The 19,166-nt window shown below is 39.7% G+C and carries 21 protein-coding genes and 1 tRNA gene; 16 read left to right on the forward strand and 6 right to left on the reverse strand.

What is annotated here, in order from left to right; genetic code table 11:
* Nucleotides 1-51 precede the first annotated feature (51 nt).
* Nucleotides 52-1,170, reverse strand: coding sequence for a hypothetical protein (locus BMZ72_RS34625; protein ID WP_089815860.1), 1,119 nt, complete (start codon nt 1,168-1,170; stop codon nt 52-54).
* A gap of 172 nt (nt 1,171-1,342) precedes the next feature.
* Here BMZ72_RS34625 and BMZ72_RS34630 point away from each other — a divergent pair, with 172 nt between their 5' ends.
* The gene (locus BMZ72_RS34630; RefSeq protein WP_089815862.1) at nt 1,343-2,632 is read left to right on the forward strand and encodes a ComEC/Rec2 family competence protein; all 1,290 of its coding nucleotides are present in this window, start codon (nt 1,343-1,345) and stop codon (nt 2,630-2,632) included.
* Nucleotides 2,633-2,858: 226 nt separating this feature from the next.
* On the opposite strand, the gene BMZ72_RS37080 is transcribed toward BMZ72_RS34630, so the two are convergent.
* Both BMZ72_RS37080 and BMZ72_RS34635 read right to left on the reverse strand, forming a co-directional pair.
* Nucleotides 2,859-2,993, reverse strand: a complete 135-nt coding sequence (locus BMZ72_RS37080; protein ID WP_255373371.1) for a hypothetical protein — start codon at nt 2,991-2,993, stop codon at nt 2,859-2,861.
* A gap of 67 nt (nt 2,994-3,060) precedes the next feature.
* Complete coding sequence (locus BMZ72_RS34635) at nt 3,061-3,816, reverse strand: hypothetical protein (protein WP_089815864.1); 756 nt, start codon at nt 3,814-3,816, stop codon at nt 3,061-3,063.
* A 169-nt stretch (nt 3,817-3,985) separates the two neighbouring features.
* Between BMZ72_RS34635 and BMZ72_RS34640 the strand changes: the two genes are divergently transcribed.
* Nucleotides 3,986-4,633 (forward strand): hypothetical protein, encoded by a 648-nt coding sequence (locus BMZ72_RS34640; protein ID WP_143087862.1) that lies wholly within the window; start codon nt 3,986-3,988, stop codon nt 4,631-4,633.
* Between the two features lie 100 nt (nt 4,634-4,733).
* Nucleotides 4,734-5,477, forward strand: coding sequence for a hypothetical protein (locus BMZ72_RS34645; protein WP_089815868.1), 744 nt, complete (start codon nt 4,734-4,736; stop codon nt 5,475-5,477).
* Between the two features lie 20 nt (nt 5,478-5,497).
* Here the strand turns inward: BMZ72_RS34645 and BMZ72_RS34650 are convergent, their stop codons facing one another.
* A complete protein-coding gene (locus tag BMZ72_RS34650) occupies nt 5,498-6,331 on the reverse strand; it encodes a CPBP family intramembrane glutamic endopeptidase (protein ID WP_089815870.1) in 834 nt (277 codons plus the stop codon).
* A gap of 190 nt (nt 6,332-6,521) precedes the next feature.
* Here BMZ72_RS34650 and BMZ72_RS34655 point away from each other — a divergent pair, with 190 nt between their 5' ends.
* The 4 genes from BMZ72_RS34655 (at nt 6,522) to BMZ72_RS34670 (ending at nt 11,491) form a co-directional block, all read left to right on the forward strand.
* Complete coding sequence (locus BMZ72_RS34655; RefSeq protein ID WP_089815871.1) at nt 6,522-7,298, forward strand: WG repeat-containing protein; 777 nt, start codon at nt 6,522-6,524, stop codon at nt 7,296-7,298.
* Between the two features lie 78 nt (nt 7,299-7,376).
* Entirely contained in the window at nt 7,377-7,922 is a 546-nt protein-coding gene (locus BMZ72_RS34660) for a hypothetical protein (protein WP_089815874.1), read from the forward strand.
* A 383-nt stretch (nt 7,923-8,305) separates the two neighbouring features.
* A complete protein-coding gene (locus tag BMZ72_RS34665) occupies nt 8,306-9,727 on the forward strand; it encodes an AAA family ATPase (protein ID WP_089815876.1) in 1,422 nt (473 codons plus the stop codon).
* Between the two features lie 15 nt (nt 9,728-9,742).
* A complete protein-coding gene (locus BMZ72_RS34670; protein ID WP_089815877.1) occupies nt 9,743-11,491 on the forward strand; it encodes an SWIM zinc finger family protein in 1,749 nt (582 codons plus the stop codon).
* A gap of 339 nt (nt 11,492-11,830) precedes the next feature.
* On the opposite strand, the gene BMZ72_RS36445 is transcribed toward BMZ72_RS34670, so the two are convergent.
* On the reverse strand, nt 11,831-12,643 hold the full coding sequence (locus tag BMZ72_RS36445) for a zinc ribbon domain-containing protein (protein WP_143087863.1): 813 nt from the start codon (nt 12,641-12,643) through the stop codon (nt 11,831-11,833).
* Between the two features lie 217 nt (nt 12,644-12,860).
* Here BMZ72_RS36445 and BMZ72_RS34680 point away from each other — a divergent pair, with 217 nt between their 5' ends.
* From BMZ72_RS34680 to BMZ72_RS37255, 7 genes are all read left to right on the forward strand, one after another.
* Nucleotides 12,861-13,070, forward strand: a complete 210-nt coding sequence (locus tag BMZ72_RS34680) for a helix-turn-helix transcriptional regulator (RefSeq protein ID WP_089815879.1) — start codon at nt 12,861-12,863, stop codon at nt 13,068-13,070.
* Nucleotides 13,063-13,392 (forward strand): HipA N-terminal domain-containing protein, encoded by a 330-nt coding sequence (locus BMZ72_RS34685; RefSeq protein ID WP_089815881.1) that lies wholly within the window; start codon nt 13,063-13,065, stop codon nt 13,390-13,392. Before BMZ72_RS34680 ends, BMZ72_RS34685 begins: the two co-directional genes overlap by 8 nt.
* Nucleotide 13,393: 1 nt before the next feature.
* The gene (locus BMZ72_RS34690; protein WP_089815883.1) at nt 13,394-14,317 is read left to right on the forward strand and encodes a HipA domain-containing protein; all 924 of its coding nucleotides are present in this window, start codon (nt 13,394-13,396) and stop codon (nt 14,315-14,317) included.
* A 749-nt stretch (nt 14,318-15,066) separates the two neighbouring features.
* On the forward strand, nt 15,067-15,303 hold the full coding sequence (locus BMZ72_RS34695; RefSeq protein ID WP_089815885.1) for an RNA recognition motif domain-containing protein: 237 nt from the start codon (nt 15,067-15,069) through the stop codon (nt 15,301-15,303).
* Nucleotides 15,304-15,330: 27 nt separating this feature from the next.
* Nucleotides 15,331-15,603: an RNA recognition motif domain-containing protein gene (locus BMZ72_RS34700; protein WP_089815887.1), complete on the forward strand. Its 273-nt coding sequence runs from the start codon at nt 15,331-15,333 to the stop codon at nt 15,601-15,603.
* A 10-nt stretch (nt 15,604-15,613) separates the two neighbouring features.
* Nucleotides 15,614-15,805, forward strand: a complete 192-nt coding sequence (locus BMZ72_RS34705; protein WP_089815889.1) for a cold-shock protein — start codon at nt 15,614-15,616, stop codon at nt 15,803-15,805.
* Between the two features lie 291 nt (nt 15,806-16,096).
* A complete protein-coding gene (locus BMZ72_RS37255; RefSeq protein ID WP_410492825.1) occupies nt 16,097-16,627 on the forward strand; it encodes a transposase in 531 nt (176 codons plus the stop codon).
* 217 nt (nt 16,628-16,844) lie between these two features.
* On the opposite strand, the gene BMZ72_RS34715 is transcribed toward BMZ72_RS37255, so the two are convergent.
* Nucleotides 16,845-16,918, reverse strand: a tRNA-Asp gene (locus tag BMZ72_RS34715).
* Nucleotides 16,919-17,150: 232 nt separating this feature from the next.
* On the opposite strand from BMZ72_RS34715, the gene BMZ72_RS34720 reads away from it, so the two are divergent.
* A complete protein-coding gene (locus BMZ72_RS34720; RefSeq protein ID WP_089815893.1) occupies nt 17,151-17,741 on the forward strand; it encodes an RNA polymerase sigma factor in 591 nt (196 codons plus the stop codon).
* A 154-nt stretch (nt 17,742-17,895) separates the two neighbouring features.
* Nucleotides 17,896-19,014, forward strand: a complete 1,119-nt coding sequence (locus BMZ72_RS34725) for a FecR family protein (protein ID WP_177223028.1) — start codon at nt 17,896-17,898, stop codon at nt 19,012-19,014.
* Nucleotides 19,015-19,166: the final 152 nt, after the last annotated feature.

The following is a 19,166-nucleotide window of genomic DNA, read 5'->3' on the forward strand; positions in this document are numbered from 1 at the left end:
TACCTGGTCAGCCGATACCGCCGGTGAGCAGATATACCCCGGACCGGTTTTTTATTTGCCAGCAGGAATGGCCTGTTGTATCAATTGCACGGTATTTTCCACTACACGTTTTGAGTTGATGGCAAATTCTAATAACGTGCAGTTGTTTTCATCGCGAAGCGAAGCAATTTCCCGCTTAAAATGTTTCAGAAAAGGAATCAATACATCCCGTTCATTTCTCTGGACAAGGTTGAAGACTATCTCCGGCATACCGGTGATGATCAGTTTGAGGAACCAATGAGGTTTCTGCGAAAAGAAGTTACGGAACACTTTCCGGGCTTTGTTATCGCTGGTGACGCCGTTGACCAGAATCTTTACAGCGGCACTACTGGCCTTCCGCTTTACAGCATCTATGTAGTATTTCAACTGTTCATGTTCATATGGGAAAAGCAGGGCAAGCCATTTGGGATTGATGGTGAAAATGGTATTAAAAATGCCAGGGTTTAAGTGTTCAATATCCACAGAAAATGGCGTCCAGCCAAGTGCTATGATCCTTAAGATCGTATTTTCCTGAAGCGCGGTGACTTCCGGCGCATATTTCAGCGAACTTATAAACATATGATATGGATAATCAAAGCCAGGTCCGGTTATCAGTAAGGGGAATATATCATAGCAACATTGGATCTGCTCCGGGGTATGGTAACTGATCTCCCCCATAAAGTAAGTTTGCGCCGCAGTGCCCCTGCCCAGATAGTGGCCAACATAGTTTAATGCATTCATCCCTCCGTTTAATACATATGCTTTTTGCAGATCGACGGTTGCACCTGCAATGACAGCTGCTCTGACAATAAGGATGGTTGATTTTAACTGTTCACTTTTGTAAGTCGGAATATCCTGCACCAACATGGCTACGTTATGTGCATCCAGCTCATGATTGGTCATCAGGTTGGCGGAAGCTCCCTTTCGTACAAGTTCCGTCAGGGATTGTGCAGCCTGTGACATGTTATTGGTGTCCAGATACATGCTATCGAAAACATCGAAAAAGTCACCATCGAGCTGCTCGATGTCAGCTTCACTCAGTGTATCTCTGATGGTTTTCCAGATTGCTTTTTCTTTCTCAATATCATGACGTATTGTGTCGAGCTCTTTTCTCAGTGTGAGAAACTGTGGGATAGGGAAATCAAACTCCATGGTTAAAATTTATTGCTGAGGGGTCAAAGATAGCGCTATATTTCTGTTGATGCAATGCGACAGGATTCTTTTGTTAATAATTTGGTAATGTAATTAGCGGAAGTGCATTCTTAATATTGTGCCATCTGAATTGTCGTGTGAAAAACATTGTTCAGGCATAATAACGATCATCATGATACAGCTCACCAGTTTCCATAAAAGTACAGTGATTATCCTGTTTTGTTTTTTGACAATGCAATACGGGAAGGCACAGACATTGACTCCCTGGAATAAGGGAAATCTTGATATTCATTTTATCAATACCGGCAGAGGAGATTGTGCATTTATGATTATGCCGGATGGTACTACTATGCTGATTGACGCAGGAGAACTGAATCCTGTGGATGCACGTACCCGATCACCCCGTACCGCTCCTTTGCAGCCGGATACCAGTCAGCAGGCCTATGCCTGGATAGCGGATTATATTAAAGCTGTCAATCCATCCGCATGGATAGATTATGCAATGATCACCCATTTTCATGATGATCATTTTGGTGGGATGTATAAAACTGCGCAGGCCGCGGCTTCAGGGAAATACTATTTAACAGGTATCACGGGGGTGGGTGACCGTATTCCTATCCGGAAACTAGTGGATCGTGGTTACCCGGATTATAATTATCCACTTGACCTCAGAAAAGAGATTGCCAAAGATGTACAACGGGAAGATGCGGAGTTGCAGCAAATCGCGAATTATATCCATTTCATTGACTACCAGGTGGCAAAGCAGGGTATGAAAGCAGAACGGTTTAAGACGGGCAGTAAAGAACAATTTGTGTTGTTAAAAGATGCGAAAGCGTATCCGGCTTTTTATATCCGGAATATTATGTCAAATGGGTTTGTCTGGAATGGTGAAGGAGAAGGTGTCTATAATCATTTTGCCAATACAGGTGGTGTATTACCTGATGAGAATAACGCCGGTTGTGGTGTGCGTGTGCAATATGGTCATTTCAGTATATTCTTTGCTGCGGATATTCAGGGTATCGTTAACTATGGCGAACCGGCCTGTGATGATATGGAAAGTGCAGTTGCTCCTGCTGTTGGACGTGTAGATATTGCGACGATCAGTCATCATGGTAACAGGAATGCCCTGAACATAAATTACATACAAACGCTGCGTCCAAGGGTATGGATAGAGCAGGTTTGGTCAAGTGACCATCCGGGACATGAGGTGTTGAACCGGCTTACTTCACGAGCGACTAACCCATATCCACATGATCTGTTTGCGACTAACATGCTGGAAGCAAATAAACTGGTTATCGGACCGGCATTGGAAAATGCTTATAAGAGCATATCGGGACATATCGTGATCCGGGTGGAGCCGGATGGCGGCAGCTATCGCATTTTTGTACTGGATTCATTCAAAAAGGGGCAGCAGGTAAAACGGGTGTTTGGTCCGTATACAGCAGGGAGTAATCAGCAGTGATCAACTTTATGGTGAGATGTATTGTTTGTGGTTAATCGTGCGATTTCTTTATTGAGTGTCAGTTTTTCTGTTGCTGATCTGGTCAGCAAAATGGGAGTTTCATAATGGGAGATCGCCTGACCGATATCATGATTAGCATAGAGATAGCCTGATGTTTGGTACTAAGAGGAGAAGGGGAAAAGGGGAAAAGGGGACAGATAGTACAGGAAATAATGCTTTATATAGGTTATACACCCGGCGTAAACGTGGACTTGATGTAGAGATGACCTTTTGTGCTGTTGTTGGGGATAAATGCAATACGTCTTTGTATGCTGGGGATTTCAGGCAACAGCATAACTGCTTCAGCGGTAACTGTAGTCATATTGTGGATGTCTTTAAAGTTTAATGGCATGTTTAATCATCAAAATACACTTTCCGGCAGGAGCGGTCTATTCCCGTTGAGTGATCATCTGACGGATAGGTATAGACAGGCTTATTAAGGGGCCTGGTTGCTGTTTTATGATTCGCTGTGGATGTGTATGCCATCTGGTGGGTTTGGTGACATATGGGGGAATTACTGTGATGATATCCGCAGCGAGGAATTGTTTGTTAGCAGAGGGGCTGTCTTTGTGAAAGCCTCTGATCTGTATTGTCAGCAGGAGGGTACCTTCACCCGCTACATATAAGGGGATATCAGTTCCATTAAAGGGTTGTCCGGCATCGATCATCATTGCGATGGTATCTGTACCTGTAACCTGGAGGTTATTGAAGTCAATGCGGACGGCGATCACCTTTAATTCCAGGGCGGTGAATTGCTCCCGTTGTGTGATCTGCTGGGCGGGAATGTGCAGTACCTCATTCCTGTTCATTTCAGGGCTTACAGGGAGGAAGCGGTCAATTCCCGTCGTCCTGTTGAACCGGAAGTCTTTTATTGCTGTGTGATCGCCGGCGGCCTGAATCAGCAGTTTATTCAGGCGGTTGACGTGTGAGCTGTCGCATCTCACATCAAGTTCCGGGTAAAAGGCATGACGGATCAACCTGCCTTTGGTACTACAGGCGCCAAAGCGCCGGGACGCCCGTCGGGTAGCCTGGGTTTGCCGGATGGCTTTGGGCGCGCTGCGAAGGAAGTGTTTTCCATTGCGCTCATAGCCGATGTTATTACCGAGTTTACCGGTAAAGAGGATGATAGCTGTTTGTCTGGCCATTGGTGTATTTTGAGAGATATGAATTTACAATAGTTCGGCGGAGGGGTTGATAGGAGAAGGAGTGATATTATCCACTGATTTAGATGGGAATGTGGAAAACGTAGTGTAAAGAGCCTCATTTATGGAATATGCTTTCAGTTGCATCTTTTCTACATTAACTGCGTTTGTAATGAAAGGGCCCCGATATAAAAAAATCTATTATGTACCCGGTGTTATTAGTCTGCTGGTGCTGCCGGTTTTATTTGTAGTCTACGCAAGTGTAGCACAAAGACCAGGGAGCTATCATGTATTACCGGTAATTATACGTAATAAGCAGTTGGAAGAGAAATTTCCGGAGATCTATAAATGGGTAGCTCCGATCAACGAAAGAAGCTATGAAGATATTAACATTACAGGTTACCAGGATGCTGACCAGGTTAAGCTGGCCTACGCGCAAATAAGAATACGGGAGATCCTTCGGCAGAATAATTTTGCACAGGGTATACATTATCATTTCGGCGATAGCTCAAATTATGGGGCATTTGTTAAAGCATTGGACATATTAGCAACTGAAGAGGCGCAACTTTATATGGTAGAGGATAATAATATCTGGTTTTATCATGTTCCTCCGGATACTACGGAATATCCCGAATGTGGCACATCATTGCCTCAATATCTGACTTGTAAAGTTTTTTATGCAGAGAAACCGCTACCAACCGTACCCTTGCTGACAAGGATAAAGGACGCGTGGGATAGTTCGTGGTTATTGATCATCGGCTTTTCCCTGTTTTTAGGTGTCGCATTGGCGAGGCTCAGATATAGGCTGAATTTAAAGTGACCATGGTAACAAAAAGAGTAATAGCACTGCATTTTAATTGCTGGTTTGTTTATGGGATTTGGAATACTTTATCTTTATTCCAACCTTAAAATTCGCCCCTATGCCTGTACATTTCCGATATGGTGTGACGTTTTTACTGACACTCATAACTACTACAATTGCTGCACAATCAAAGGATAATATAGAACAGCTGGCTGTGACGCCGAAAAAAAGCATTACGTTGCCGCTTGATTATGCGATATCATTACCGAGGCCTGATGTTGCACATTGGGACAGTGATTACAATGTGTACGGACATTTTCTGACACCTGTTGTAAAAAAGACGCAAATGGGGATGTCATATGAGAAGGATGGTGTCCAGATATGGATGGTTGTACCGTCTGCGAGTCCGCATGCCCAACTGGATACGTCGATGCGCATAGCTGATCCTGTGCAACTGATCGGTACCTGGCGCGCTGTATCCCGCCGCAGGATAAACTTCCAGGATTCGGCACGATATGATAAAGATGAGATTGTGCGCAAGCATCCAGTTATGACAGAAGAGAATAGTGATGACGTGTTTCTGCAAATAAGTGATAAGCAACTCCGGCTCTATGCAAAAGAGGCAGGAAAACAGCATTTCAAACGTGAAGCCAGTGGCCGCTATACACTGGAAGGTGGCCGTTATTTGTTGTCGTATAAGCTTGCGAAAGCTGGCGGTGCAGTGTCGCAGGTGGGGATAGATAAGGAAGGAAGACTGGTCATGCATTCAGCGATCGTGGAGGAGAGAAAAGTACCTGGCAGTTATATTGTTTATATAGCTGCGATCAATCAGTTAGTTTACGAACGGGTGAATGAGCGGTAGGGAGGATAGCCTTTGTCAGGCTATTCAGGAACTGCCTTTTTCCTGATAAATATGCATCCTGCAGCGAAAATCACCGCTGAAAAAATACATAGTAATATATAATCAGGGATGCCTGATCTCAAGACGATATTCTGTTGACCTGTTACGAAAAGGGATATCAGGACGGATGTCGCATTTACTGTGATGTGAATAATTATACCAGGTAAAACGGATTTCGTCTTGTAAAAGACCCATCCTGTAAAAATGCCTATTATTAATGCGGGGATGGCCTGCCAGGGATTGAGGTGTATTGCTCCAAAAAAGAGGGCAGAAATACCAATAGCATTATCCGGTGAATAATTTTTCAGTAAGCCTTTTAGAATGATGCCGCGGCATAGTATTTCCTCCAATACTGGTGCTACAATGATGATCGTAAATAGTGAAAAAACATCCTCTTTGATTGCATTATTGAAAATTTCCTCTACCGCCTCCGGCATAGGCATCAACATAGCCACCCCGTCTATCCATACATATAATGCCAGTGTACAGATAATTAAGACTGGTGCAAGCGATAGCAGGCGCCAGTTGAACGCACGTTTCATCAATAATAGCTGATTTTGAGGAGGAGCTCCCGTTGCATATTTTATGATGAGCGATAGCGACAAGCTATAGGCCGCCAGGTTGACGAATGATGTTAATAAGGTTGACGGCAAACTTAATGAAAAATGTGCGAGCGTAAATGCGGTTATACCTACAACAAGCATATAAAAGACCGAAACAAAAAATAGTTTTACAACGAATTTCAGATCTACATGACTGGTTTCCTGTTCTTCATTAAAGTTGTTGTTAAACAAGTCGTTATGCTGGTCGTTCATGTGAGTTTACGTAAAAAGTATTAAGGTAAAGGGATCGATACTAATGTGTTATGGGTGCTACATCAGTGCGTTATCAGGCCCGAATGTCGGTAATTGGCAGGATATTTCAAAGGGAGCCGGTTACAGGTCTATCTGGCCATTTGGTAGTGATATGTGTTTTTTGTATTATACGTGTAGATAATAAAATAAGATGAGAACTACTTTTCTGATAATCAATTTGTTTTTTGTTTTAGCAACGCAGGCGCAGGAGAAAAAGGAAGCTATTCGCGGAACTCCTAATTATCTAAGGGTGGAAAAAAATGGAAAATGGGGCGTTGTTAATAAAGCGGGAAAGAAAATAACAGCCATAAAGTATGATTATGTGAATTCGTTTTCAGGAGGGGTGATCTGTGTTGCTTTAAATCGTAAATATGGCGTGATAGATACCATGGGAAGGGAACTTACTCCCATAAAGTATGATGCTTTTTTTGACTTCTATGATGGTTTTGCTGCCGTTCAGGTTGACAAGAAATATGGTTATATAAATACTGACGGGAAAGAGATAACGCCTATGAAGTATGGAAGCTTTTACTCTTTTAGCGATGGTTGCTGCCCCGTTACGTTAAATGGCAAATGCGGGTTTATTAATGGGAAAGGGGAGGTGATAATTCCCATACAATATGACATGGCAGATATTTATAGTATCGGCATTCCTGTGGTATTCTTAAATAAGAAAAAGATATACTTTACTGCAAATGGTAAGGAGCTGCCATCTCTTTCAAAGTATGAAGAAATGGGCCCATTCTCGAATGGTTTAGCTTTTGTAAAACTGGACCATAAATATGGTTATGTTAATAAAGAAGGAGAAGAGGTGATAGCGGTGCAATTTGATTCCTGCTCGAACTTTGAGGAAACGGGGGTAGCACATGTATGGAATAATGGCATCTCGTTCTATATCGACAAACAAGGGAAAGTGGTAAAGGAGTAGGTTAAGCGCATGCTTAAATGTTATTGAGGTTTGAAAATGATTAATAGCTAATATTTTTATTTACCAGTGTATTGTAATATGAAGAAAGTACTTAAAATCAAGGAGGACAATTTAGATCGCTTTGTTAGCAGAGAATTGAAGCGGCAGCTCAATATTTTTAAAATTGTATTTGGCTGCTTATTGCTTTTGTTTATCATATTGGGTGTGATATCAAAGGCTTATTCTATTCCATTGACTGCAATAGCGGTTTTTGGTCTGGTATTTCTGTACGTGGGTGCTATTTTAAAAGGCGATCTCAGAGCATTAAGTACAGCCTTTACATTTATCATAGATGATCATGTTATTGCCAGGCGGGTTGATTGGTCGCAACTAAACTCATTTATGAGATTAAGGGCCGAAAGGGCCAGTCAGAAGTATGGGGGCAGCCTGGATCAGATAATAGAATTTGCCTATGTAGATAAAATTAATGTTGGAATAAATGGCATTAAAATCACTTCAGTTAATGCTAATATATTAAATGGCAACGGTATTATTCACCTGCCTGTAGAATTAGCTTTTTATGAGGATGTATTGGATTATTTCAAATCTACTCCTTCTTTACATTCCAAAATAGTTCATGGGTAGTTTTGATGCCGATGATGCTTTTGATCCTATTTGTTTAAAGGGGAAATGCCGGGAAATTGTTAAACCAGATATGATCGAATTTATAAAAGAATTAAGACATTGATGAAATGGCTTATAAACAAAAAGCCTTCAAATCTTTCGACTTGAAGGCTTTTTGTTTCTGCGGGGCAGAGGGGACAAATTTCGAACTTTGGCAATGATTTATTGAGTAATCATTTATTTAAATGTATAACTATCGCATAAAGAAGTACTCATTTATGGATTTAATATTATTCCGATCAATTTGGCTTTACCATGCTTGATTTGATAAGTTAGAGCTAAATAGGTCGTCAATTTGGCTTTAAGTGTGTTTTTGGGTATATTTAGAGCCAAATTGACTTGTTATGGGCAGATTAATCGGAAGGGAGAAGGAACTGAAAGTGTTAGAACTGGCTAAAGAATCTGACACTTCACAGTTTATTGCTGTATATGGTCGCCGAAGAGTAGGTAAAACCTTTTTGATCAGAGAAGCCTTTCAGCAGGATTTTACATTTTATCTTACTGGAGTTGCTAACGTAAATCTTCAACAGAATTTATCCAATTTTCACAGAGCAATACAAAAATATTGTCCTGATGAATCTATTTCTATCCCGGAGAATTGGTTTGCGGCATTCGGGCAATTGGAAGAGTTAATATCAAAAAATCCAAAGAAGAAAAAAGTAGTATTCCTGGATGAGCTTCCCTGGTTAGATACTGCACAATCTGGTTTTATTCAGGCACTCGATTATTTCTGGAATTCGTACGCCAGCGCAAGAAAGGATATTATTCTGATTGTATGTGGTTCGGCTGCATCATGGATGATCAATATCCTGATTCATAATAAAGGAGGGCTACACAATAGAGTTACCCACAGAATACGCCTTGAACCTTTTACATTAAAAGAATGTGAAACTTTTTTTCAGAGTCGTGGCGGAGCATTTAGCCGTTACCAGTTAATTCAACTATATATGGTGATGGGAGGAGTCCCTTTTTATCTTGATCATGTAGACGTGGGGATGAGTGCTTCTCAAAATATAAGTCGATTATGTTTTGAGCGAGACGGACTATTGACTGAGGAATTCAGAGACCTTTATATTTCTTTATTCAATAAAGCAGAAAAGCATCTTTCAGTAATAGAAACGTTAAGCAAGAAAGCAAAAGGGTTAACACGTTCCGAAATTATTGATGATACCAAGCTGCCTAATGCAGGAAGTACAACAAGGATATTAAACGAACTGGAAGAAAGTGGGTTCATACGTAAGTACATATCATTTGGTAAAAAGGAAAAAGGTAGTCTTTATCAATTAAGTGATTTTTATTCCTTGTTTTATATCAAATTTATACGGGGAAACCATACAATAAATGAAAATAGCTGGATTAGCGGACTTAATACTCCACAACAGCGAGCCTGGAGTGGATATGCTTTTGAACAGGTTTGTTTTGCCCATTTACCTGAAATTAGACATGCACTTGGCATTAGCGGCGTCCAGACAAGTAGTTCTTCCTGGATAAACATGGGGGAAGGAAATAAAAGCCAAATAGATCTTGTTATAGACAGAAAGGATGATGTTATTAATATCTGCGAAATGAAGTTTTCTATTAGTCCCTTTACAATCGATAAAAAATATCAAGAGGAATTGCAGAGCAAAATTGACATCTTTCGGGCGGCAACACGTACCAATAAAGCTATTTTTTTGACTATGATCTCTACTTTTGGAATAGTAAAAAATAGCTATGCTAATGGTATAGTTCAGAATAGTTTAACTATGGACGATTTATTTAGATGATTAAACACTGGTAATATGTTCACATTAAAAAATTTTGAATTGCAGGTTAGTGACAAGATCATACATCGTGGAAGGGAATACTATGAGAATGGTGCTGTTGTAGATCTGGATGAGACAGAGAAAGGTGTATGGCATGCGGAAGTGATGGGAAACGACACATATGAAGTAGAGATAACGCTTTTCAGAAGGAATAAGATAGAATCATATTCATGCGATTGCCCCTATGACGGAGATGTCTGCAAACATGTTGTTGCTGTCTTATTTGTTTTGAGAGAAGAATTAGTTAATGCACCCGTGCCTAAAAAGACGAATCCTAAAATTGATTTTAGAGAATTAGTACAAAAAATCAGCATTGAGGAATATCAAACGTTTATTCTCACCCATGCAGCGGGAGATAAAGAATTTAAATCGTTCTTTGAACGTTATTTTTCAGATAAAGATAGCAATATTGACGTAGGTAAAAGTTATGCTAAGCATCTAAAAAAGTTAATTCGGGATAATTCGGATGGAGATTATATCGATTATAGATCTACCCATCGATTGACCAATGAAATTAATAGATTGCTCGATGAAGGACGCCAGCTTATACAAAAAGGTCATTTTCGTAATGCTTTTCTTTTAGTCCGATCAGTATTGACGGAAGTTATTGAACTTGTTACGTACAGCGATGATTCGAGTGGATCTATTGGGGACATTATTTTTTCCTCCATAGAATTGATAAAAGAGGTAGCGGAAACTGAAGGTGTAATAACGGACTTGTTGGAAGAACTTTTTAGTTTTGTAGGTTCAGCAATAAGTAGTGCTGTGTATTTTGAGTATGGCGACTTTGGATATAGCATGGTAGATGTGTATCATACACTTGCCATAAAAATTGGCAAAGAGAAATTGTATTTGAAATATATTGATGAGCAACTTAAAGTGTCATCAGTAGATGAGGAATCTTACAGAGAGCGTTATTTCCTTGTACGGAAAATAGATTTTTTAAAAGCAACCGGCAAGATTAGCGAAGCTGAAATGCTTGTTCGCAAAAACCTGCATGTTGTAGAGGTAAGGAAGGGAGAGGTGGGCCGTTTGATAGGAGAAAAGAAGTTGGAAGCGGCGAAGGAATTAATAGTGGAGGGGATCGAAATTGCAAGGAAGAATGAACATCCGGGAACGGTTGCGCAATGGGAAAAAAATCTGCTGGATATTGCTGTTTTAGAGGGCGACAAGAAAATAATCAGGCACTATACGAAACATTTTGCTTTTGATCGGGGGTTTCATCTAATTTACTATAATCAGTGGAAGAGCACCTTCACGATAGTTGAATGGGAGGAGGAAATAGAAAATTATATCGCGGAAAAAATAACCGTTATAGAACTGCAATACCAAAAAAATAAGGGGAAAGCGTGGTATTCGCCAGATACATTGCTGCTTGATCTGCTAGGCCCAATCTATATTGAAGAAAGGTATTGGGACCGGCTACTTAGCCTAATGAGTAAAGAGTCCGATCTGAATCGGATATTACATTACCATCATTATTTAGTGAATATATATCCATTGCAACTGCTAGCATTATATCTTCCGGCATTTGAACGTAGAGGTGATATTGTAGGAAACCGTCGTGAATATTCAGATTTGGCAATCAAAATGATAATGGTAATGGAGACTATTCCCGAAGGAAAAGATGAAGTCATTGCTGTAGCAAATAAACTCAATCGGAAATATTCTCGCAGGCCTGCTATGATAGAAGAAATGAGTAGGGTCATTAACATGCGGGGCTAAAATAGACATCATGTCTAAAAGAAGAAAGTGGATATAATCAAGCAATTGCTGCTTAAATATATCCACTTTTGCTCGTTTGCGGGCTATGAGGGACAAGTTTCGAACCTATTTATGGAAGATTTATCTAAAATAGCAGTATTAATCAGTAAAATGTAATGAAAAATTGAATGCTTATAATTTAATACCCGCCAACCGTAGTTTCTAACTAATGCGAAGGCGAAAATTATCATAGTTTATTTATACTCGCCTTGGCCTTGTATTTTAGATAAGACCCAAGCTTATTCAGAATAAGAGGGCTTTTATAAATTCAGTCATTCCAATTTCATTAAGTCTGTAATTTTATTGATCGGAGTAAGCATCAGGCCGCCAGCGTTCTAAGCTCCTAAGCAATTTACTTAATAGCCGTTTTTCTTTTTTTGTTCTTTCTACCGTAACTAATGCCCTTTGCTCAATTTCAGTAAAAGTAATATCTGGCTCAGTAAATTGTCCATTTTGATAGCAGCTGTTACAAAATGATTTTGATTCGCTATCATCCTGCTCATGACCAAACTTGACCATCGAAGAAAAAACTTTGCCGCAACTTTGACAACGGGTGGCTAAGGGCTGTAGATTCTTTTGTTGATGTACTAATATTTTATCTTTGACGGCTTGTTCATGATAGATGCCATAATAGCCAAGAATAAAAGATAGTGATCCAAATAATGCCATAAGATAGTAAGCCAGCTTTATAGTTTTAAATTCTTCCTCTTCATTTATAGCGGCTTTTTTCTCCCTTTTATAATGGCTCAATAACATCGCATATGTTTTCGATTTTTGCAGGTATTCAATATAGTAAACAAGGAGACTATCTTTAACATTTTTATTATTTACCGAGTTATAAGTTTGCTCAAGGAACGTACTATCATCAACCGAAACTGGGGATCCAAATTTATGTCGATCCAATAGGTTAGTAATAGATCTGTTTGATAAGATGATTTGAAGTTTATTTTCAAATCTTACAGAATCAATGATGCCATCAATATTGGAATTTGACTTTATAACGTCCCTATGTGTTACATTAATATTCTGATATTGGTAAAATGAATAGCCAATGAGAAAAAGCCCTATGGCCAGTAAAATACGATAAAGATTATCTGGTAGTTGTGGTAGCATCTTTTACAGTTTGGTCGTTTACTTTAAAAAGAAACAAAAGACTTGTATAATAATAGGCGAAACTATATAATAAAATGTATTTAATTAATTGAAGTACATTTAGTTATCATATGAAATATACCTTAAAGGGTATAGTTTATTTGAATTATTGTTTTTTATACCTTTTAGGGTATAAAATTGAATTTATTTTTATTTTTATACCCTAAAAGGTATAAAAATGAATTTGTTGTCCAAGACTATTAAAGCTAAGCGGAAAGAAAACGGGTTAACACAAGAAGACCTATCCTTAAAATCAGGATTGGGATTAAGGCTGATTCGAGAAATAGAACAGGGTAAGACAACAATGCGTATGGACAAAGTGAATCAGTTACTTAACTTATTTGGGATGGAACTTATACCTGCAGCTAAATCAAAATCTAATGAGTAAAACAGCAAAAGTATATTATAACAGCATTCTTGCAGGTTCTCTTATAGAATACGACGGTGGTTATAGGTTTACATACAATGAAAGTTATTTGGATGATGCATCTGCAAAACCAATTAGTCTAACCCTGCCCTTACAAAAGGAGTCGTATCACAGTTTTACTTTGTTCGCTTTTTTTGATGGGCTTATTCCTGAAGGGTGGCTATTAGATATTGCAAAAGATCATTGGAAAGTTAAAGGCAATGATCGCTTTGAATTATTATTACTTACTTGCAGTGATACTATTGGTGCAGTAAGTATTGAACCCGAAAAAGAAATTGAATAATATGCCTAATTGTTTATTCTGCTATAAGGATTCTGGAGACAATGAATACCATAGTAAATGTGCGAAACGTTTTTTTGGTACTGATACGATGCCAGTGCTCACGTTGGACAAACAGCTTTTAAAAGATCTGGCAGAAAAGACTGTTAGCCAGCATATAGCAATAACAGGTGTACAGCCTAAGTTATCAGTTACACTGCAAAGAATTAAAAATGACGGCAGACTTACAATAGCAGGGTTATGGGGAGAATACATATTGAAACCTCAACATGAAAAGCTTAACTCCATGCCAGAAACAGAAGACCTTACGATGCACCTTGCAGAAGTATTTGATATTCTCATTTGTAATCATACGCTGCTCAGAGCCACCGATGGAAGGCTAGTTTACATTGCCAGACGCTTTGATCGAGGAAAAGGGAAAAAGATTCATGTTGAGGACTTTTGTCAGCTATCTGGTTTTCTAACAGAGAATAAGTATAAAGGATCATATGAGAGGGCCGGTAAGCTAATACTTCAATATTGTACTAATTCTGGCCTTGATGTTCTGAGATATTTCGAACTACTGCTTTTCTGCTATCTGACAGGGAATAATGATATGCATCTTAAAAACTTTTCCTTACTTCATCTTGAGAATAGCATTGCATTAAGTCCTGCGTATGATCTGCTGAATGTTAATCTCGTTTTCCCAAAAGACCAGGAAGAAATGGCCCTATTACTCAACGGGAAAAAGAAAAATATTAAATTAAGAGATTTTGAAGCTTTGGGGATTGTATTAAATATTCCAGAAAAAGTGAGGCATAATGTTTACATGAAATTTAGGAATTTCAATACAGAGGTTTATACACTAATTAATAGCTCGTTTTTGAGCGGCGAAAATAAAGAGAACTATTGGGAAATATGGAATAGGAAGCAACGAATTTTTGAATAAATCATTTGCAATATAAGTCAGTTGTAATAAGTGATTAGCTTTTATTCACATTTAAGCCTATAACTTACATGACTAACGAAAATATGAGATTGCTCCAATTCAGGAAAGATTATCCAGATGCTGTTTATTAGTTTAGATAAATTATTAATGATTTTTAATGCATCAAAAACAGTATATTATGTTTTTGCTTCCATATAAAGGCATTGCTCCCTAATGCATTTAGTGTAAGCCCCATCAAACTATTTACCCATTTTTTTAGTTGAGTAACAGCCGGTGATTCGCGTCATGCATTATATTTATGAATTGGATGAAGGATTATACATATAATTACGTACCTTCATGCAGATATTGGTTTTCTGCCATTGCCCTCTCTGAACTGCAATCGTCTCAGCTTCCTCTTCAGTTTTGCGTCTCAGTTGCCATTTTTTATTTTTCAAATAGCAATTATGAACATTTTCATAAGAGACCGGAATCACATGACACAAAGAAACAATTAGATGGTCTCTTCGCAGAATTCGGGCAGTCAAATCCGTAAACCATCACATATAATTTCACAAAACATCCCAGAAGGTTTGCTTTTTTGAAATGGCAGCGTGCGTAACCGGTAAGAAGGCAATAGAAAAGCTAAATCATACCAGTGTGTAAATGCAATCTGTAGTCGTAAACGAAGCACGTCTCAAAACGGCAACTCCGCATCGGTTCAGTCGCAGGAGATACTAACTATTCACCAGCAAGCTATAACATTCGTCATGAAAATCTATATTGGGAATCTACACCTAAATGCATCAGAAACAGAACTGACCAAGCTTTTTGAAGCATTCGGCAATGTTTGTTCAGCAGGTATAATAATGGACAAAAAAAACGGCCGATCAAGGGGTTTTGGATTTGTGCTGATGGAATCGCAGGAGGGAGGAATAAAAGCGATACATGCACTTAACGAACTAAATTATAAGAATCAGTACCTGGAAGTAAGTGAAGCTATGTAAACCAGGTATGCAAAAGTTAAAGTGACCATGAAAATATTTATAGGCAATTTGGGATACGAAATTGCATCATCAGATCTTTTCCAACTGTTTTCAAAGTTTGGTAAAGTAATGTGGGCAGATATTGCCAGAGACAGAAATAATAATCCGCGTGGCTTTGGGTATGTTTATATGCATACAGCAATAGCAGGAGATAGTGCCATTGCTGCATTGAACAAAAAAAAATTTATGCAGCAGTACCTTTCGGTAAGCGAGGCACTATGTAACGAAAAGACTATAGGAAAAACAATTTTTTATCAATAAATCAGTAACAATGCAAGAAGGTACAGTAAAATTCTTCAACGCTTCTAAAGGTTTTGGCTTTATTACGCCTGCTGATGGAAGCAAAGACATCTTTGTTCATATAACGGGCCTGAATGATGAGATCGGTGAGAACGACAGGGTGTCTTATGAAGTACAAAACGGCCAAAAAGGATTAAATGCGGTGAACGTTCGCGTTCTTTAAACCATTATAATTTATTTTTCGAAGCCGTCTCAAAAGTAATTTGGGACGGCTTCTCTTTTTATACAGTTTTTTTAAATAAAAGGAGCCCTTTTGTTAACCATATAATGTTTATTGTGTTATAGGGAGTATGGCAAGAGGCTAAACATTATCAGTTGTATTTAAGAGCAATCACCAGAACCAGGGGATGCTGTTACCACCAGATTTGAATGATCTGATTCCAGCTAATCATCCAGTCAGAACAGTCAACAACATTTTGGATAAAGTTGATATCACAAAGTTGATCCAACAATAATAAAACAAACGAAAATCAAACCCAATAATGTAACGGCAGATGCAGGTTACGGCAGCGAACAGAACTACGAATGGCTAGCAAGCAAAAAAATTACAGCCGATGTAAAGCATCAAAATTTTGATAGGGATCAACACAAACGAACAAGAAATAAAAATCCCTACAGGGTTGATAAACTGGCATATAATGAAGCAAAAGATCATTATATATGCCCCTCCGGGAAAAGAATGAAGAGCATTGGTTCTTATAGATCCACAACATCAACAGGTTTTGAGCAAATACTTACATGCTACCAAGCCAGCAAATGCAAATGCTGCCCATTAAAAGAACAATGTCATCAAGGAAAAGGCAACCGGGTCATAACAACTAACCATCATCTAAATTATCTGCGAAATAAGGTCGATAAGCGCCTAAAGACCAGCCGAGGAATCGCTAAACGTAAACAGCGTTGTTATGATGTTGAACCTGTGTTTGGTAATATCAAGCACAATCATCACTTTAAACGTTTATGCTACGAGGCATTGAAAAAGTGACAATTGAGGCCGGATTATTGGCTCTGGCTCACAATTTAAGAAAGAAAACTGCATGAGAAAGGGCTGAAAGAGCCCAAAATTTGTTCCCACCTCCCTAGGCCCTTCATATATTTTTACTGAATAAAATTAAGGCTCCGCATATATGCCCATGTGTATAGCGCTATACAAAAGAAAAAACCGCCTCAATTATTATTGAGACGGCTTCTTTCTTATTCTGCGGACCAGACGGGACTCGAACCCGCGACCTCCGCCGTGACAGGGCGGCATTCTAACCAACTGAACTACTGATCCAACACTGTGTGTTCCCGTTCGTCGGGGGTGCAAATATATGAATAATTATTTCAATTGTGCAAATAAATTATGCAGAAATATTTACAACTCTAAAAAATTCATCTCCAATCCCTATACGAATACGTGTACTAAGTACGCTTCCAGCCTGTGCAGCTACCCAATTTGTACATTTCCTACTTTTCTTTAGTTTTACAGCTTTACGGGGTTCCCACTACTAATTGTTCAATTTGATATGGATCGTATGCCATCCGAGGAAGAGGTGTTGTTAAGGATGATGCAGGGAGATGAGTCTGCGTTCACGAAGATTTACCGACACTATCATGCCTCGCTCTACGTTTACTTGCTGCGTTTTTGCAAGGTTCCATCCCTTGCAGAAGACCTGGTGCACGATGTCTTTCTGAAAGTATGGGAGATTAGGGATCGTATTAACCCCGAATTGTCCTTTACAGGATACTTATATCGGATAGCCCGTAACCATGTTATTAAGACCATCGACAAACTTGCCACCGACAAAAACTTCCGGGACCAGCTATTTAGTCAGCTGGACGATGTTTATGCTGTTCAGCCGGAACAACAGGTAAGAACCAAGGAATATGACCGTCTTTTTCAGGAAGCCCTGGTCAGGATGCCACCTCAGCGTCTGAATGTGTTCAAATTATGCCGTCAGGAAGGAAAAAGCTATGATGAAGTAGCCCTTTTGCTGGGAATTTCCAGAAATGCGGTAAAAAAACACATGGTTTTAGGTATGCGCTTTATATACGATTATGTGCATCGTCATGGCGATATTTTACTCGCCATTTATCTCGCCGGAAAAATATTTTAACTTTTTTTTAAAGTGGAGGTACCCTACCTCGTCAGTTTCGGATAATATAGATAGGTAGCCCCGCAAATGGTGCTCATAACTTATGTCATTATCCACGGAACGTTACGAAGAACTTTTACAGAAATACCTTGACGGTCAATGCAATAGGGCCGAAATGGAAGAGCTGTACGCCTGGCTGCAATCGTCAGGAGCCAATCGTTCTTTGCTCGCCGCTATGCAGCGGGACTTCGAAAAGACAATGAGTGAGCATCATGATATTCCTTCTGAACTGAGCGATCGTATCGAAACAAGACTTTTACAGGACATTTCCCAGGAAAAGGTAATCCGGTTCCCGCAACGCGCGCGTTTGCGCTGGGTAGCGGCAGCTGCGGTAGTATTGCTGGCAGGCAGTGGCATCTATTATTATATGAACACGGTCTCCTCCCGCAAGGCCCTTACTGCAAATACCGGTTCACTGGCAGCTGATACCGGAGATATTGCGCCTGGTACTAATAAGGCTGTATTGACACTGGCGAACGGAGATGTGGTGACACTGGATAGCGCGGGTAATCAGATCATCAACCAGGGAGAAACGGTTGTCCGCCAGCAGAATGGTCAGCTACACTATGCTGCCCAGGGTAGCAGCGACGTTGTTACCTATAATACCCTGACCGTTCCAAGGGGAGGTCAGTTCAATATTGTACTGTCAGATGGCAGCCATGTATGGCTGAATGCTGCATCCAGCATGAGATATCCGACTTCTTTTAACGGGGACCGCAGGGAAGTCGAAATTCAGGGACAAGGATATTTTGAGGTGGCGCCAAACGCCGGTAAGCCATTTTTCGTAAAAGCGAATAACGCAGAAATACAGGTATTGGGAACCCAGTTTGATATCATGGCCTATGCCGACGAAAAGAGTATCAATACAACACTGATCGAGGGACTGGTCAATGTTAAATACGGAAAAATTGAACAACGCCTCAAGCCAGGGCAACAGGCAGTAGTAGATCCTGCCAGTGGCGTTATGGTGGTTATGAAGGCGGACGTTGATCAGGTAATTGCATGGAAAACAGGTTTTTTTGAGTTTGATAATGCCACTATGGCTGACATATTACGTCAGTTGGCCAGGTGGTACGATATAGAGGTTAGTTACAATCAGACGGGAAATGAAAGGCTCTTTGGGGGGCGTATAAGCCGGAGCTTACCATTATCCGATATTCTGCATATGCTGGAAGCAAATGGACCTACATTCTCACTGTCAGGGCGAAAACTAACTGTTACATCGGGTAAATAAAGCCTGTGCTGTACTAAATCCACGTGAGACAGACAGGGTATTAATTAAGTAAAATGAATTACGTTATGGAAGTAACCGGAACAAATTAAAGGAGCAGTCAGGCCCAGATAAATAAAAAACCGGAAGCGCTTGCAACACTTCCGGTAGAAATT

Origin of the sequence: Chitinophaga sp. YR627 (assembly GCF_900114995.1) — a bacterium.
Taxonomy (GTDB): domain Bacteria; phylum Bacteroidota; class Bacteroidia; order Chitinophagales; family Chitinophagaceae; genus Chitinophaga.